Source organism: Thalassospira sp. TSL5-1, from assembly GCF_001907695.1.
Lineage (GTDB): Bacteria > Pseudomonadota > Alphaproteobacteria > Rhodospirillales > Thalassospiraceae > Thalassospira.
Genome location: NZ_KV880637.1, coordinates 1420118 through 1437709 on the forward strand (window position 1 = coordinate 1420118; position 17592 = coordinate 1437709).

Sequence of the window (17592 nt, forward strand, 5' to 3'; positions counted from 1 at the left end):
CCTGGTTTATTTATTCGGGGCTAGCCTGCAACAAGCCGTTCCAGCGCCCCGGTCTGGCGGGCAAGGCAGTGCCCCAATTCGTAGCGGTTGCCAACGATTTGTCGGGCGGTTTGGCGTAACGCATTATAATGCTGTGGATGATCCAGCACATCACCGATCTGGTTTGCCAGGGCATCGCTATCCCAAAAATCAGTCAGCAGGCCGTTTTTGCCATGACGGATGACTTCTTCCACCGGTCCGGTTTGCGAGCCGATAACAAGCGCGCCGCATGCCATTGCTTCCAGTACTGACCAGGACAGAACAAACGGAAATGTCAGATAGACATGCACCCGGCTGATCTGAAACAGGGCAACCAGCTGTTCATGGGGGATTTGCCCCAAAAACACGATGCGTGACGGATCAATGGCGGTTTCTTCCATCATGATTTCGCGCCACGGGCGGCCATCGGGGGCGGGTACGCCATAGCTAACACCATCGCCCCCTGCCACCAGAAACAGGGCATCGGGGTGGGTTTTTGCCGTTTTGGCCGCTGCACGCATGAATTGGGGAAACCCGCGATAGGGTTCCAGGTCGCGCGCAACATAAGTGACAACCGGGGTGTTACGATCAATCACGTTGCCATCGGGCAGAGCGAATTTCACATTTGCATCGGGTTTGCATCGCTGCATGTCGATGCCATCGTGGCATACGCCAATTTTGCCGCGCAACAGTTTGGGGTAGGCAGCCTTTTGCCACTGTGTCGGGCTGATACCGGCATCGATTTGTTCCAGCGTCAAAAGCTGGCTGCTATTGCGCAGGCGCAACTGTTTGCGCTGATTAAGCGATACCTGTTCTTGTGGGTCAAACCCGACATCGCGTCCGCTGGCATGATAAAAATGTTCGCAATAGCCCAAAAGCGGCCTGTCGGGCAAAACATCGCGGGCAAACATCATGCTGCCCCAGCCGATATGGCCAAAGACAATGTCGGGTTTGCCTTCCCGGGCTACCAGGGCTGCCAGTGTATCGGCCGCCTGATGGCCGATTTCGGTATGCAAATCAAGGTGACTTGCCGGTTTGACATGGGCGGGCAGGGCATCGGGCGAACGATGTGTTAGGACACGAATGCCCGGCAATCTGACATTCATGCCTTCACACAAAAAGGATACCTGCCACCCGGCATTGGCCAGGTGACAGGCAAGATGTACAAATTGTCCCGGCCCACGACGATGGACAAAGACAATTTTCATCGGCGATTGCGTGCTTCGTTGCCTGTCATTGGTGCGGAGGCGGGAACACCGCCATACCGCAAGGTTTGCGTCCAGAATTCCTCCAGACGGCGCAGGGTATGCAGGGCATTTTCAAGCTCTGCTTCTCCACCCCGTCCATTGGCAAGGGCTTCGTGATATTCCTCGTGGAATTCACGCAAGGCATCGCACAGGGCATGGCCTTTGTCGGTCAGCTTGATCCGTGCGGACCGGCGGTCCCGGGCCATAACCTGACGTTCAATATAGCCTGATTCCACAAGCTGCTTGAGGTTATAGGACGCATTCGACCCCATATAGTGCCCCCGATCGAGCAGATCACGAACCGAGAGTTCGTCATCGCCGATATTGAATAGCAGGGCTACCTGGGCCGGGCTGATATCATCATTGCCCAGCCGGATCAGATCGACGCGCAACAGGTCGGCAAATCGCCGATAGATTCGTTCAACTGTGTTTGCAAGTTCAAGGTGAGTGACGGTCATGGCATTCGATCCGTTATCTGGTCCCAAGATTTAGTGGCCGTTATGCAGCTTGCACCGATAGCGACCAGAGAATTTAGGAAGACAACAGGACGTTGTTTTGTAACTGTTTCCAATCTGTCCAATCCTTCCTGTAGTTTGCTCAGAATTTTGAAGTATTTTCCAAGTTTTTACCCCCGGTATACTTCGTTTATTTGTGTTTTTACATTGTCCCATCATGAACATTAGATCGACATATTTCGATTTATTTTATTGCATCATGATTTCGCAACTATGTGAGCAGATTGCGGAAAAACTATGACTTTTTGCAAATTGGATGAGATTGGATGCAATTTCGGTCAAAAGGTGCGCAAAGCACCATGACAGCGCGGCTGGAAACACGCCCCGCTCTTGATGCGCCCACATTGATCCGCGAAGCCCGTTTTACGTTTGTGCGCGGCCTGACCTGGGCCGGGATCGTGAGTGGGTTTATCAATATCCTTCAACTGACCGTGCCGCTTTTCATGCTGCAGGTCCACGACCGGGTGATCAATAGCCAAAGCTTCGATACCCTGAAGCTTCTGCTGATCATCGCTGTAGGTGCCATCATTTTGTATGGCATTCTGGATTTCATTCGCGCCATGACCTTTCAGGAAATGGCAAAGTCATTGTTGCGGCGTCTGAACCTGCCAGCGATTGCCGCCGCCATGAGCGTCTCGATGGAGAAGGGCTCCACACCGGGCACCCAGGTCCTGCGGGATTTAGCCGATCTTCGGACTTTCATTAATGGCAATACGATTGGCGCGCCGCTTGAGGCTTTGTGGTCCCCGATTTTTTTGGGCGTGATGTTTGCCCTACATCCTTATTATGGTCTGGCCGGTGTGATTGGCGTGATCATGCTGATTGGTCTGAGTTTGCTGGGGGACCTTTTGTCCCGTCGCATTACTAAGGAAGCCAATAGCGCCAATTTGCGTAACATTGCCGATATTGGGTCGGCCATCCCCCATGCCGAAGCCATCGAGGGGATGGGCATGATGCCGGCCCTTGCCATGCGCTGGCGTTCCGCCCAGCATCACACCACCGAATTGCTTGATATTTCCAATGCACGCGGCAAGGGCATGTATTCGCTGACCCGGTCGCTGCGCTATGGTTTGCAGGTGGGGGTGCTGGCAATGGGGGCGGCCTTGGTCATCAAGGGCGAAACATCGCCGGGTGCGATGATTGGCGGCACCGTGATCATGGGGCGCTTGCTGCTGCCGTTTGACAATGTCACCCGCGACTGGCGCGGGTGGGTTAATGCCCTGTCGGCGTGGCAGCGCATTCGCGACATTCTGGAACAGCGCCAGTCCGAACGCGAAGTGGAACCAACCCCGCGTTGTGAAGGCCCGCTTGTGGTCGATAACCTTGTTTATGCTGTGGCGGGCAATAATGTGCCGGTGCTCAAAGGCATTTCGTTTGACATTAATCCCGGTGAAATTCTTGGCATTATCGGCCCGTCGGCCGCCGGGAAATCCACGTTGTCGCGTGTCCTGATCGGGGCGGCAAAGCCCACAGCAGGCGGGGTTTATCTGGATGGGCACAGCACCTATTTGTGGGAACGCGGTTCCTTTGGCGACATGGTGGGGTATCTGCCGCAATCAGTGTCGCTGTTAAATGGCACCATTCGCGAAAATATTGGCCGGATGCGCGAAGCCGACCCGCGCAAGGTTATTGACGCCGCCCGTGCGGCCGGTGTGCATGAAATGATTGGTCGTTTGCCGCTGGGCTATGACACGCCCATTGGTTCGGGCCGCTATACGCTGTCGGGCGGGCAAAAACAGCGCATTGCGCTGGCCCGCGCCCTGTATGGCTGGCCGCGCTTGCTGGTTCTTGATGAACCCAATGCCAACCTTGATGCCGAAGGCGAAGCATCCCTGATCCGGGCCATTCGGGCCGCATCGGAAAACGGGGCGATGGTGGTGCTGATTGCCCATCGTCAATCCATCATGCGTTATGCCCATAAATTGCTGGTGTTGCAGGAAGGCCGTGTCAAACAGTTCGGTGAACGGACAGATGTGGTGCAGGCCCTTAGCGAACCCGCCACTGATGTTAAATCCCTGCCGGAGGCTAACCGCAAATATGTCGCCAATGGCGGCAAGCTGGAAAACGGAGGTGCGGCATGAACCGTTTAATCAACCTTGATGAACGGGGTAATGTTATTAACCCTGACGCCCCGCAACCGGTTTGGCACGAAGTATTGGCCGAGGAACGGGCAGCTTCCAAACAAAGCCTGCGCAAGCCGATCATGGCTGGCGCCCTGGTTATTCTGGTGGGCTTCGGCGGTTTTTTGCTGTGGGGTTTTAATGCCCGGCTGGATAGTGCTGCTGTTGCATCGGGCTCGGTAATTGTCGATTCGCGCAAGAAGACGGTTAATCATCTTGAAGGTGGTATTCTTAAAAAGCTGCTGGTCGATGAAGGTGAGCATGTGCGTGCAGGGCAGCCGCTTGCCTTGCTGGATGGTACCCGTACCCAGTCGGAACTGGAGCAATTGCGCGGTGAAAAATACGGCTTGCAGGCCAAGCTGGCCCGCCTGCGGGCGGAACAGAAAGGCGATAAGGCCATAACCTTTCCCGATACCCTGTTATCGTCAAAGGAGCCGTATGTGGCCGATATTCTGAATGATGAAAAACGCCTGTTTGACAAGCGTAAAGAGGTTTACCTGGCCAAGCGTGACGCCCAGGAAAAACAGATACGCCAGTTTTCCGCCGAGGCGGATGCACTGGATTCCCAGATCAAGGCCCGCGACCACCAGCAAAAACTGGTGAAAGAACAGCTTGATGGTGTACGTGAATTGGCCTCCAAGGGGTATGCGACCCGGACCCAGCTTGTGGAAATTGAAAATAGCTGGAGCGATCTGGTTGGGGATGCCGGCGAGTTCAAGGCCCAGCGGGCCGCAGCCGAACAGCAAAAAGCCGGTGCCGAAATTGCGCTGGCATCCATTGAAATGGAATGGCAGAGCGACATTGCCAAATCCATTCAGGAAACCCAATTGGCGGTAAATGATGTTAATCAGCGCATCACGGCCAAGAATGACGTGTTAAGTCGCCTGGAAATTCGTTCGCCCCAGGATGGCATTGTTAGCAACATCCAGATCAGAACGCCAGGTGGCGTCATCAGCCCGGCCCAGCCGATTATGGATGTGGTGCCCGACCAGGAACCGCTGGAGATCGAGGCGATGATCAACCGCCGTGATATTGATGCGGTTCATATGGGCGCGGATGCCCAGGTCCGCTTGACGGCTTATAATCAGCGTCGTCTGGCACCGATCAAGGCTAAAATAAGCTATATCGATGCCGATCAGACCGTCGATGAAAAACGCGATTCATCCTATTATGTCGTGCGCGCCAAAATTGACCCCAGCGAATTGGCCAACCACCCCGATGTTAAATTGCGGGCAGGGATGCCAGCCGATATTCTGGTGCTCAATACCCCACGCACCGCGATCGACTATCTGCTTGACCCGATCATTGAAAGCATGGATCGCGCCTTCCGCGAGGATTAATCAGCGTTATCAAAGTACAGGTTGGGGCAGGGGCCGTTTTGTACCAAATAACCCCAACCTGTTAAAATGACGCGATTTTTCGGCAATTTTGCCACGATCAAAGACCGGCCCTTCAAAGGCTGGTCTTTTTTTGTTTGTTAATGGTTTAAATTTTAAATCAAATATAGATCAAATGTATTGTAATAATAAAAACAAGAATCCAAGTAAAAATGTGTAAAAATTTCCTCTCTACATAATATCGCCACAATAATACCTTGATAATAACTTCCTATAAGAAAGCAAAAGAATATAGGGTTCGTGTGTGGCCGGTTTCCGGGCGATACATGAACCTGAGGGAACGGCCAGCCTCTAGTCACACCGAAACCCGAAATGGGACAACAAGGAGGATATGATGGCAACTCTCGAAGGCGGTGCATATGACGATACGCTTCTCGGGTCACGCTTTAGCGATGTGATTTTTGGTCGCGGCGGTGACGATACCCTGTTCGGACACGGGCAGAATGATGTTCTGTTCGGTGAAGAAGGCGATGATCACCTGTTTGGCGGGTCGGGCGACGACGTGTTGCTTGGTGGTGCCGGCCGCGATCTTTTGTTTGGCGGTTCGGGCGATGATCAATTGCTGGGCGATAGCGGCAATGACATGCTGTTTGGTGGACATGGTGACGACCAGCTTTTCGGTGGAGCTGGCGACGACCTGCTGACAGGTGGTCAGGGCAATGACCTGCTTGATGGTGGCGATGGCAACGATCTGATGCAGGGCGGTTCTGGCAGTGACATCATGTATGGCGGTGCCGGTGACGACATCATGCTGGGTGGTTCCGGCGATGACCTGATGCAGGGTGGTGACGGCAATGACGTCATGCTTGGCGGATCGGGTGACGATGTGATGAATGGCGGTGCCGGTAACGACCTGATCATGGGTGGTTCCGGTAACGATGTCATCAATGGCGGTGCTGGCGACGATGTTCTTGTCGGTGGTGCCGGTCAGGATAACTTTGTCTTCTCTGGCGGTGGTGGCAACGATGTTGTCCTCGACTTCCAGGTGGGTGAAGACATGCTCTCGATTTCCAAGGGCATTAACGACACCGATATTTCCTCGGCCGATGATGTTGCCGCACGGGCAACCCAGGATGGTGCCAATACGGTTATTGACCTTGGTAATGGTGATTCCATCACCCTTAACAATGTTGATGCACAGGAAGTCCAGGATCATCCGGACCACTTCTTCAACGTTCAGTAACGATACCGGGATGTTCGCAGTGCTCGCTGCGGGCATCCCATTTTTTTCGTTTCATCTGTAAGGGTACAGGCGCCAAATGCTTGAACTTGCCACGTCTGATGACAGCCCGTTGTCCGGCGATATGCCGGAGGTCTGCCGACTGACCCCCGATACGCTGATTTTGGTCTGGAACCTGCCGACCCGTTTGTGGACTGTCCCCAAACTGGAAGCACGTGACGGGCAGAAAATTTCCCCGCAGGCAACCTTGCGTTTGCCGCTGGGGAGCGGTGGAACACGGCTTTTGCGTGTGATCCCCCAACCCAAAGATCACCCGCTGTCCCTGGTGGCTGAAACCGGCACGTTGGGGCGGCAGGAGGAAATTACCATTGCGCCTGATGGGCAGTTTGACCCCATCGATGCCTATGTGCTGCTCGATGATGTGACGCCAGCGGGGCGTTTATCTCTTCTTTCAGCCATGCTCGGCGCCTGGGCCAGCATGTTTCGCATGCGGCGCAGCCGCAGCTATACCCAGGTTTTAAACCGCTTGGTGGCGCGGATTGTCGAAGACCCGCAGCGTGCCCAGCCGGTCGCCCGCCTGAGCGAACGGCAAATGCTGATCGCAACTACACTGCCCGTCGCCTTTGGCGGGATTGAAGCCACCTATGTGGTGTCGCCCACCGGGTTTTGGCGCTTGCCGCAAACGGCCCATCATGGCCGAGAAACCCCAAATGGGGCGAAACAGACATTCTTTATCGCTGATCGCAATGGCCTGGAAGCCGGGGCCTATCTGGTGATTACCGGCAGCCGTGCGCTTGCCATTCGCCACCTTGAAGGCAAGGCAAATTTGCCGTCCTTGTCGCGCTGGTGGCTGGCACAGGGCAAGGCCGATGCCGATTTGCGCGAATATGCCATTGATGCCCTGGCGCGCGGCGATGCCACATCGCGCAAGGCCGCCCTTGAATTTCAGTTGCGCTGCCCGCTTTCCGCCCAGCGCGTAACCGGTGGTGGTGGCCTGCCATCGGGCGAGGTGGACCTTGCCGTAACCACGGCACGCGGCACCCTGATTGGGGGCTGGTATCGTGATCCGGTTGAAATGGTGGGCGGGGTGGATGTGCTGGACCATACCGGCACTGAACACGGCTTTGAAAATCATTTCTATCGTTATGCCGGGTCGGTGGTGGAGGACGAAAAAACCGTGCCTGCCACCGGGTTTGTCGGCTTTCATCCGGAAATTAAAAGCCAGGTGCCGATTTTACAGCCGCGCAGCATTTTGCGGCTTACATCGGGCAGTCGCCATTTGATGGTGCCAACCGCCCAACCTGCCGACCCGGCGGAGGCCCGTGCACGTATTTTACGTGCCGTGCCGCCGCAGCACCTGAATGACGATATCATGGAAAACTGCCTTGCGCCGGTGATTGGGGATGTGCAGCAAAAACTGCTGGGCAGTATTGGTGGCCCGACCGTGATCGACATTGGTGAACAGCGTAACGATCCGTCGGTATCGATTATCGTGCCGCTTTACCGGGTATTGGATTTCCTGCGCGCACAAGTGGGCGCCTTTGCCTGCGACCCCTGGATTTCGCAGCATTGCGAACTGATTTACGTGCTTGATAGCCCCGAACAGGCCGAACAAACCGAACATCTTTTGCGTGGTCTTTATCAGTTGTATGGCGTGCCGTTGCGCCTGGTCATTATGGCGCGCAATGGCGGGTATGCCCGGGCGTGCAATAGCGGGGCTGCCGTTGCCCGGGCCGATTTGCTGGCGATGCTGAATTCCGACATTATCCCGCATCGCACCGGCTGGCTGGGCACGATGGCAACCCGCATGGGCGGCGATAAGGATGTTGCAGCTGTGGGTCCCAAATTGCTGTTCGAGGATGGATCACTTCAACATGCCGGGATGTATTTTGCGCGCAATGAACGCGGCCAGTGGTTGAACCATCATTATTACAAGGGCATGCCGGGCGGGTATCGCGATGCCTGTGTTGAACGGTCGGTGCCGGCGGTAACAGGGGCCTGCATGCTGCTGCATCGTGGCGTGTTCGAGGATGTCGATGGCTTTAGCGAGGATTACGTCATTGGCGATTACGAAGACAGTGATCTGTGCCTGAAAATCCGCGCCCAGGGCTTTGACATTCGTTATGTCCCCGATGCCGAACTTTATCATTTTGAACGCAAATCCATCTCGACCCATGCCGATTATATGCGCGGTGTTGCGACGCAATATAACGCCTGGCTTCACGCCCGCCGCTGGAATGATCAGATGACCGAACTTTCCACTTACGGTGTTGCGCCACAAGCTGGCGACGTTTTGACGGGGGAACGCCTATTATGAACAGTATTCTTGCCATTCCGGGGCATCGCCCGCAAAAAACCGAGGCCGATGCCGGGGCCGAGACAAAAACGTCGGAATATCCATCAATACGCATCATGCGGGATCCGGCGGAAAAGCGCATGAATGCCAAAGACAGCTCTGGGGATACTGCAAATACCTCCGGGCCAGGTTCCGCGCCACAAGATCGCGCGGCCGCGGCGGCGGCGCAAATGTCCGATGTTGCCCCTATCGGGCCGCCCGCCGCCAAGGAGGGTGCCGTTGCAAGCGACGCCGATAGTGGCCTGTTAATCCCCGATACATCTCTGGGTGAAACGGTGGATGGCGACGACGATACCCCAACCGAAAAAACCGCCAGGGGCCGCGCCGGACGCAAAACATCGTCCTTTGCCAATTTAACGCCGCGTCAGGAAGTGTATTTGGGGGCCATTTGTCGCCAGATCGCCCAAAACCGTTTTCTGCCAAGCCCGGCAAAGGACGAGGTCTTTGTTGGTGATGGCGATTACCTTGCTATCGGCGCTGAATTTTTAGGCCATTTTGTCCGGCTGGGCGGTTTGAAGCCGACCGAAAGTGTTTTGGATATTGGTTGCGGGATTGGCCGCATGGCGGTGCCGTTAACCCAATATTTGGTCCCGGGCAAAACCCGTTATCTGGGCATTGATCCGGTCGCGGACGGGGTGAAATGGTGCCAGCAAACCATTAGCCCGGTTTACAGGGATTTTCGTTTTCAAACTGTCGATCTTGCCAACGCGCTTTATAACCCGGACGGCAAGGTGGCTGGTGAAAGCTGGAAATTGCCCGCCCAGGATGGGGAATTTGATTTTGCCACGATGGTTTCGGTGGCAACCCATCTTCCCCCGGCCGAGGTTGAACGGTATTGCCAGGAAATTTTTCGGGTTTTGCGGCCCGGTGGTCGCCTTTTTATTACGGCCTTTATCATTCGCAGTGCCGAGGAACTGGCAGCCCCGAAATGTGACCCGCGCTTAAGTGGCCTTGTGCGCGAAAAGGACAAACCCTGCTGGCATTTGCGCGGTGAAAACCCGATGGCCGCTGTTGGTTTTGACGAAGGCTATTTGGAAAAGCTGCTGGCCAGGGCCGGGTTTGCCCTGCTGCGCAAAAGTTTTGGCGCCTGGCATGGCGATAAATCCCCGCATTATCAGGATATTCTGGTGGCCCAGAAACCGCGCAGGAGCAACACATGAACCCGCGTATTCTGGTATTGGCCCATAATCACCCGGACCTGCATCCCGGCGGGACCGAAATTTTCGCCCACGACCTGTTTAATGCCTATAAACGGGCCGGGTGCGAGGCCCTGTTTGTTGGCGCGACGAATGATGTGCATCGCACACGTCGCCCTGGCACAAGCTTTCAGGCGGTCAATGACAGCGACGATGAATTACTGTTCTGGGCGGGTCATTTTGACCGTTTCAACATGTCCCAGACCGACCTTTATGCCGTTGTGCCTGCCATAACCGAACTTCTGGAAAATTTCCGGCCAGATGTGGTTCATATTCATCATTTGGTGTTGTTTGGTATCGAATTGCCGATGTTGATCCGCCGGGTTTTGCCGGATTGCAAAATTGTCATGACGCTGCATGATTATTACCAGATCTGCCCGCATGACGGCCTGATGATCCATCGTGAAACCCGGAAGCGATATCAGTCGCTGGATGTATCGGGCGAAAAATGCGGCCTTGCGGGGATCACCCCGGACCAGTTTGCCATGCGGGCAGTCAATATTCGCAATCATTTGCGCGCTGTTGACCTGTTTTTGTCACCCAGCCGGTTTTTGCGGGAACGTTATATTGAATGGGGCCTTGATCCCCATAAAATCGAGGTGATCCATAATGGTCGCCCGGCGGTGCGTTCCGTGCGCCGTCGTGATCATGGCACGGGCGGCATGCCCAATGTGTTTGGCTATTTTGGCAATCTTAACCCCTGGAAGGGGGCGGATGTGTTGCTGGAGGCTGCCCGCAGGCTGATTGCGGAGGATGTTGATTTTGAACTGCGCATTCATGGCGGTGCACCGTTCCAGACAGCGGCCTTTAATGAAAAAATTGACCGCCTGTTTGAACAGACCAGCAGCCGGGTTGTCCGCCTTGGTGCTTATGACCGTGATGATATTCCCGAACTGATGGCCGCCGTGGATTGGGTGGTTGCCCCGTCTATCTGGTGGGAAAACGCCCCGTTGGTCATTCAGGAGGCCTTTCAGCATAACCGTCCGGTGATTACTAGCAATATTGGCGGCATGGCCGAAATGGTGCGTGACGGCATGGATGGCTTGCATGTGCGCCCCGATGACCCGGCTGCCCTTGCCCGCACAATGGCCGATTGCGCCATCAACCCGAAACTGTGGAAGAAACTTTCGGGCAATGTGCGCGCCCCGGCCAATATTGATGATGTCGCCCAAACCCATCTTTCGCGTTTTCGTAACCTGATCCGGCCCGACTTTGTTGCGGCCTGACAAAGGAGATTTTCATGGCAGTTGCACAGGAAAAGACCAAGGATACGACTGATACGACCCCGCCAGCCGCCAATCCGTCGGTGCAGGCACAAAAGGCGGCACCGGCACAAAGTGGTGCCGCACAAAATGCCAAGCCCGCCCAACAGGCGGAGGGACCCTTGGTGCTGGAAGGCAATGTCGATGCGATTGACCGTGAACGCCTGTTTGGCTGGGTGTGGTGCCCGCAGCGGCCCGATGCACAAATTGATGTAATCGTTCGCCTGAACGGTCATACCCTGTTGAAGGTCAAGGCGGATCGGGAACGGATTGATTTGCGTCGCAACGGCATTGGCAATGGCAAACATGCCTTTGAAATCGAACTGCCCGAAGCCGCCCTTGCCGCTGCCGATAGCCTGAGCGTTGTGGCAATTACCCCGGAAACCGGGGCCGAAACCGCCTTGCGCATTCCCTCGCAAACCGAACAGGCGGCCCATTCGGCGATGAATGCACCGCTGGGCAAAATTCTGGACCGGCTGGACCGCTTGCTTGCAGCCCAGCATATTTTGCAAAACGGTCAGCGCGAAGCGGCCAAGCGCCTGATTGATTCCTCCAAACGCATGGATGAATTGGCATCGGCCGACGATGGCATCGAGGCCGGTGTGCGCCTAGTACGCAATGGACAGGAAGAACTCGCCAGCCGGGTTGAGCAATTGGAAGTATTCTTGGTGCGGTTCGACAAATCGCTGGGCGGTTTTGATGAACGCCTTGCCGTCCTGAATGACAAGCACCGCAATGATTTGCGAACCCCGCTTTTGTTGCTGGCGGTTTTGGTGGGGCTGGTCGGTGGTTTGTCGCTTGGCGCAATTGTGTGGTGAGGTGGGCAAAATGACAATGAACCCGTTAAACGCCATTTTCGAACTGCCGGTTCGCAAATATGTCCTGTTATTGGGCGCGGGCGGCCAATTGGGGCAGGAATGCGCCGCACAATTGGCAGAGCAGGGCATTTCCCTGTTTGCGCCGCCCCGCCATGATCTTGATCTGGTCGAACTGTCGCCAATGTTACACGCGATAAAAGCACATCCCCCGGCGGTGGTGGTGAATGCGGCAGCATTTACCGATGTTGACGGGGCGGAAACCCTTCGGACAGAGGCACGCCAGATCAATGCGGAAGTGCCGGGCCTTTTGGCCGAAGTCGTGGCTGACATGGGTGTGCGCCTGATCCATGTATCGACCGATTTTGTTTTTTCAGGTGAGGGTTCCAGCCCTTATTTTGAAAGTGACAGGACCGGACCAGTCAATTGGTATGGTGCGACAAAACGGGCAGGGGAGCGTGCGGTGCGTATGTCGGCCCCTGAGACAGTGATTTTGCGAACTGCGTGGTTACATGGCCGTCATCGTCGGTGTTTTGTTCAGGCAATGGCCGAAAAGCTGGCGCGCGGTGAACAAATTTCCGCTGTGAATGACCGGTTTGGTTCGCCCACCTCGGCGGTGATGCTGGCCTCCCACATTATCCGCCTGTGCCAGCGCATTATTGCGGGTGACGCCATTGAAGCCGGGATCTTCCATTGTGCCGGGATTGGCGGGGCCAGCCCCTATGACATCGCATTGGAAATTGCCGATCATGTCGGGGCGGATCGTGGTTTGGTTGCGCCAGTTTCGGCGGCAAACCGCAATGAAATCGCCGCCCGCCCGCCATTTGCCGTGCTCGATTGCAGCAAAATCGCCCGTCATTTGCAGTTGCCCTGCCAACCCTGGCCGCAGGGGTTGGCTCAAACCCTGACGCAATCGGGCATTCCAGAGGGGAAAATCGCATGAAGGGCATCATTCTGGCCGGCGGCACCGGCAGCAGGCTGTGGCCGATCACCCATGCGACCAACAAGCAATTGTTGCCTGTCTGGGACAAACCCATGATTTTTTATCCCCTAAGCACCCTGATGCTGGCGGGTATTCGCGACATTTTGATCATCACCGCTGCCGGTCAATCCGGCGCGTTCATGTCGCTTTTGGGTGATGGCAGCCAGTTTGGCGTACAGCTTTCCTATGCCGAGCAGCAGAAGCCCAACGGCATTGCCGAGGCGCTGCTGATTGGCCGGGATTTTCTGGATGGGGATTCTTGTGCGCTGATTTTGGGCGATAACCTGTTTCATGGCGATAATTTGGGCGCGCGCCTGCAAGCCGCCACCCGCCGCCATGACGGGGCCACGGTATTTGTCCATGCCGTGCGCGACCCGGAACGTTATGGCGTTATGGCATTTGATGGCGATGGCAAGCCATTGGATATTATTGAAAAACCATCCCATCCGCCGTCCAACCTGGCGGTAACGGGCCTGTATTTTTTTGATGCAACCGCGCCGGAACGCGCAAGCGCCCTTCACCCCTCCGGCCGGGGCGAACTGGAAATTACCGACCTTAACCGGGCCTATCTTGAGGATGGCATGCTGAATGTTGAAATGCTGGGCCGGGGATGTGCCTGGCTTGATACCGGCACACCGGCCAGCCTGTTGCAGGCCGCCCAGTTTGTGTGTTCGGTCGAGGAACGCCAGGGCCTGAAAATTGGCAGCCCCGAGGAAACCGCCTGGCGGCTGGGCTGGATTGCGCGTGACGAAATGACGCGCAGTGCGGGCTTTAACGCCAACAGCGAATATGGCCGCTACCTTGCGGATATGGCCCAGGCAGATGACCGCAACGCCATTGGCCTTGAGGTGGAAGGCCTGGGCGCGTTTGGCTTTGTGACCGCACATGAAAAACAGTCATTTTACAGTTCATCACATAACAGGAGAGCAGGGCATGAGTGAGCCTTCAGGCCTGCCATTGGACGGGGCAACCGTCATGGCCACACTGGTGGACGAAGGATTGGCCCTCATGGCCGGGGTGGGCAGTGCCATGCCCGCCACGATTGATGTTTACCTTAACGGGTCGCCCGATGCCAAGGTGCAGGCTTCCCTGATCAGTTGGCGTCGTAATGACAGTTCGGCTGATTCCGCCTTTGGTTTTATCGCCTTGCTGCCGCTGGTCAATGTTAGTGGGGGCCGCCTTAAAAAGGTGGTGTTCCGTCGCCCCGGCCAACCGGCTGAATATGCCATTGAAAGCCGGGGGCAGGGCCTGGAGGCGATATTGTCTGCCGTGGCGGAACAGTCCGGTGCGTCCTTTGCCGGGGTGATGGATGGCGTGATCGAGGCGCTGTTGGCCGGTAAAACCAACAAAAAACGCTTGCGCACGGTGGCCGCACTGGTCCGCATCGCAGCGAGCAGCAACGGCTTTGTCGAAGTCCTGGGTGGGCTTGAAGATAACGAACTTTATATTCAGGGCTGGTCCAGCAACTTTCCGCATGGCCGCACCCGTGTGATCGCGATTGAGGATGGCCCGGTACTGGCCGAATTGACCAGTGCGGAATTCCAGCGTGATGATCTGGGCGAAGATGCCGCCGGGGTTATTGGCTTGCTTGAGACCGAACGGGTGGTTAAACCGGAAAAATTGCAGCGCATTTATTTCCGGGGCAAGGATGGCTGGTACGGGATCGAGGTCTATCAGCAGCGTGTGCTGGTCGCCCCGCGTGATGTCCCGGCGCATATCCGGTCTGTCTTGGGCCGGGTCAAGGCATCGGATCATATCCTGGAGCAAATGCAGCTTGCCGCCCATCGCTTTGATGGCCGTGATACGGTCTCCGACCTTGACCGTCCCATTCGTGTCGGCATCGACTTTGCGTTGGTGATTGAAGGCAGTGGTATTCTGGTTTCCGGCTGGATGCTGGACCCGGACCGTGGGGTCAATGAAATCAACCTGCGTGTGGGCCAGGACAGCATTCGCATTGACGATAGCTGGACCCGCCAGACCCGCCCGGATGTGACCGAAGCCTTCATCAATGATCCGATGTTTTCCGGCATGAATTCGGCGCGCAACAGCCACGGTTTTTTGGTGTTCTGCCCGCTGGCCGATACCCCGGCATCTGATCAGCCGATTTATCTGGAATTCAACATTACTGACAGTTTCCCTGCCTATTGTCCGCTTAATCCGACCCGGGCATCGGCACGTCAGGCCCTTTCACGTGTTTTGCCGTCGCTGGACCCGCGATCTGTTACGGCATCAAGCAGCATTGAACGCCAGTTTGGCCCGATGCTGCAAAATATGACGGCGCAAAGCCCGTTTGCCATTGATGTGCATGACATTGGCAATTTTGATGAAAATGCCCCCGTCACCCTGATTGTTGGCGCGGATGACACGATTGGCGATATGGGTGTGACCATCGCGCTTTTGGGCCTGGACCCGGAAACGCGCAAATTGCCCATCGTTATTGCTGGTCCGGCGGAAAGTTTTGATCAGGTTGGTAGCGACATGTTGCGCCTGGCAGCCTTTTACAAACTGAATGTGCGTTTCGTTTTTGCCGAAGGTGTCGAGGATTATTGCGATGCGCTGGAAGTCGGTGTGAAAGCCACCAAATCCGATGCCGTTTGTTTGATGTCTGTGCATGTATTGCCGCGCGAAAAGGGCTGGTTTGGCCCGCTTTTGAATGCCTATCGCAAGCGCGGCAGCAAGGGGGCGGTTTGCCCGACCATTTTGTTTGAAGATGATTCCGTGCGCTGGGCCGGCACCTGGATCGAGGAAGGGCCGGAAGGCAAATATCTGGCAGATCGTTATGTGGGTTATCCGCGTGCGGTGTTAACCGATGCCGAACCCTGCGAGGTCAGTGCCGGGACGGTGGAATGCTGCATTTTGCCGCGTGCGGCCTTTCTGGATGTAAAGGGATTTACCCGTGGATATATCGGCCCGTCGGAAAAGGGCCTGGATATTGCGCTGAAATTGCGCATGGCCGGAACGCCATCCTACTGGCTGCCGGAAGTTGAATTATTGGGCAGTGAACAATCCATAACGTCCACGCCCGCCTGGGAGGAACTTTCGCATCGTTTGGACCGCTGGGCGTTTGATCGCCGCTGGTCTTTGGTCGTTTCAAATTTGCGGAGCCACAATCATGCCGTCGACTGATTTGCGTGTGCTGGTCATCTCCCACGGTCATCCCAGTCTGTCGCTGGGCGGGGCCGAAGTCGGGTCTTATAACCTGCATAAGGGACTGAACGAACTCGACGGTGTCGAGAGCTTTTATCTGGCACGGGTGGGGCATCCGGTGCCGCGCCACGGGGCATCCGCTCTGATGAGCCTGCGCCAGAAAGACAATGAAATTCTTTATCACGCGGAAAATTATGATCATTTTTTGCTATCAAACCGCAGCACCGGCGAAATTGACCGCGACCTTTTGCGGTTTGTGAAGGATTACAACCCCGATGTGGTGCATTTTCACCATGTGTTGGGGCTGGGCATGGAAACGATCTATGCGGTGCGCGAAGCCCTGCCGGATGCTGCGATTTTCTTTACCTTCCACGAATTTCTGACCATGTGCCACAATCACGGCCAGATGGTTAAAAGTGGCGGGCACAAACTGTGTAACCGGGCCAGCCCGATTGATTGCAATGGCTGTTTCGCCAATATTTCCCCGGCATCCTTCCTGCGGCGTGAACGCTTTATCAAATCCATGCTGGACCTGGCCGACCATTATGTATCGCCCAGCCAGTTTTTGGCGGACCGTTTCATCGATTGGGGCCTGGATGCCGATAAAATGTCGGTCATTGAAAATGGCCTGGATATTGACAAACAGGCCGCCCTTCGCCCGCTGACCAAGGCGCAACCGCGTCGTTCCCGCTTTGCCTATTTTGGTCAGTTAACGATGTTCAAGGGTGCCGATGTGCTGCTCGATGCGGTGGGGCGTGTGCCGGAATCCATCTGGGGCGATGATGCCCGTTTGATGATCTTTGGTGGCAACCTTGATCGCCAACCCCTTGATTATCAGGAAAAAGTCAAAGACCTGATCGAAAAGGCGGGCGAGCGGGTGCGGTTTTATGGCGCCTATCAAAACACCGAAATGCCGCGCCTGATGGAAATGGCCGACTGGACCATTATCCCGTCCATCTGGTGGGAAAATTCACCGATTGTTATTCAGGAAGCCTTCTTTCACGGGCGCCCCATGATCGCCAGTAACATTGGCGGCATGGCCGAAAAAATCGAAGACGGGGTAAACGGCCTGCATTTCCGTGTTGGCAGTGCCGAAGACCTGGCCGACCGTTTGATAGAATGTCTGACAGACCAGACCTTGTGGGACCGGATGCACAACGGGATTCGTCGTGCGCCGACCTATATCGAATGCGCAGAACAGCATCTTGCGCAATATCGGGGGGTTCTCGAAAACCGCCCGTCCGCTGTCGCACCCGCTGCGACACCACACCAATCCGTGGTCGGGGCGTGACGGCTTTGCCTGTCACATCTTGAAGCGACCGGAACGTTAACCACGCCATAGCGCGAAAGAGTGTTG

The 17592-nt window shown here is 55.8% G+C and carries 13 protein-coding genes; 11 read left to right on the top strand and 2 right to left on the bottom strand.

The window, feature by feature from the left end:
* Positions 1–20 precede the first annotated feature (20 nt).
* Positions 21–1226, bottom strand: a complete 1206-nt coding sequence (locus LF95_RS06710) for a glycosyltransferase (RefSeq protein ID WP_073954227.1) — start codon at positions 1224–1226, stop codon at positions 21–23.
* Positions 1223–1723 (bottom strand): MarR family winged helix-turn-helix transcriptional regulator, encoded by a 501-nt coding sequence (locus LF95_RS06715; RefSeq protein ID WP_073954228.1) that lies wholly within the window; start codon positions 1721–1723, stop codon positions 1223–1225. Before LF95_RS06715 ends, LF95_RS06710 begins: the two co-directional genes overlap by 4 nt.
* A gap of 323 nt (positions 1724–2046) precedes the next feature.
* Between LF95_RS06715 and LF95_RS06720 the strand changes: the two genes are divergently transcribed.
* The 11 genes from LF95_RS06720 to LF95_RS06770 all read left to right on the top strand — a co-directional run bounded on the left by LF95_RS06720 (position 2047) and on the right by LF95_RS06770 (position 17526).
* The gene (locus LF95_RS06720) at positions 2047–3861 is read left to right on the top strand and encodes a type I secretion system permease/ATPase (RefSeq protein ID WP_073954229.1); all 1815 of its coding nucleotides are present in this window, start codon (positions 2047–2049) and stop codon (positions 3859–3861) included.
* Positions 3858–5240 carry an HlyD family type I secretion periplasmic adaptor subunit gene (locus LF95_RS06725; RefSeq protein ID WP_073954230.1) on the top strand — a complete coding sequence of 461 codons (1383 nt, stop codon included), beginning with the start codon at positions 3858–3860 and terminating at the stop codon, positions 5238–5240. The genes LF95_RS06720 and LF95_RS06725 overlap by 4 nt, the downstream gene beginning before the upstream one ends.
* Before the next feature lie 388 nt (positions 5241–5628).
* Positions 5629–6480: a calcium-binding protein gene (locus LF95_RS06730; RefSeq protein ID WP_252509677.1), complete on the top strand. Its 852-nt coding sequence runs from the start codon at positions 5629–5631 to the stop codon at positions 6478–6480.
* A 76-nt stretch (positions 6481–6556) separates the two neighbouring features.
* The gene (locus LF95_RS06735; protein ID WP_073954232.1) at positions 6557–8794 is read left to right on the top strand and encodes a glycosyltransferase; all 2238 of its coding nucleotides are present in this window, start codon (positions 6557–6559) and stop codon (positions 8792–8794) included.
* A complete protein-coding gene (locus LF95_RS06740; protein ID WP_252509678.1) occupies positions 8791–9993 on the top strand; it encodes a class I SAM-dependent methyltransferase in 1203 nt (400 codons plus the stop codon). The genes LF95_RS06735 and LF95_RS06740 overlap by 4 nt, the downstream gene beginning before the upstream one ends.
* On the top strand, positions 9990–11255 hold the full coding sequence (locus LF95_RS06745; RefSeq protein WP_073954233.1) for a glycosyltransferase family 4 protein: 1266 nt from the start codon (positions 9990–9992) through the stop codon (positions 11253–11255). The genes LF95_RS06740 and LF95_RS06745 overlap by 4 nt, the downstream gene beginning before the upstream one ends.
* Before the next feature lie 14 nt (positions 11256–11269).
* Complete coding sequence (locus LF95_RS06750) at positions 11270–12109, top strand: hypothetical protein (RefSeq protein ID WP_073954234.1); 840 nt, start codon at positions 11270–11272, stop codon at positions 12107–12109.
* A 10-nt stretch (positions 12110–12119) separates the two neighbouring features.
* On the top strand, positions 12120–13049 hold the full coding sequence (gene rfbD, locus LF95_RS06755; protein WP_073954235.1) for a dTDP-4-dehydrorhamnose reductase: 930 nt from the start codon (positions 12120–12122) through the stop codon (positions 13047–13049).
* Entirely contained in the window at positions 13046–14029 is a 984-nt protein-coding gene (rfbA, locus tag LF95_RS06760; protein WP_073954236.1) for a glucose-1-phosphate thymidylyltransferase RfbA, read from the top strand. The genes rfbD and rfbA overlap by 4 nt, the downstream gene beginning before the upstream one ends.
* On the top strand, positions 14022–16214 hold the full coding sequence (locus LF95_RS06765; RefSeq protein ID WP_073954237.1) for a hypothetical protein: 2193 nt from the start codon (positions 14022–14024) through the stop codon (positions 16212–16214). Before rfbA ends, LF95_RS06765 begins: the two co-directional genes overlap by 8 nt.
* Positions 16201–17526: a glycosyltransferase family 4 protein gene (locus LF95_RS06770; protein ID WP_073954238.1), complete on the top strand. Its 1326-nt coding sequence runs from the start codon at positions 16201–16203 to the stop codon at positions 17524–17526. The genes LF95_RS06765 and LF95_RS06770 overlap by 14 nt, the downstream gene beginning before the upstream one ends.
* Positions 17527–17592 lie beyond the last annotated feature (66 nt).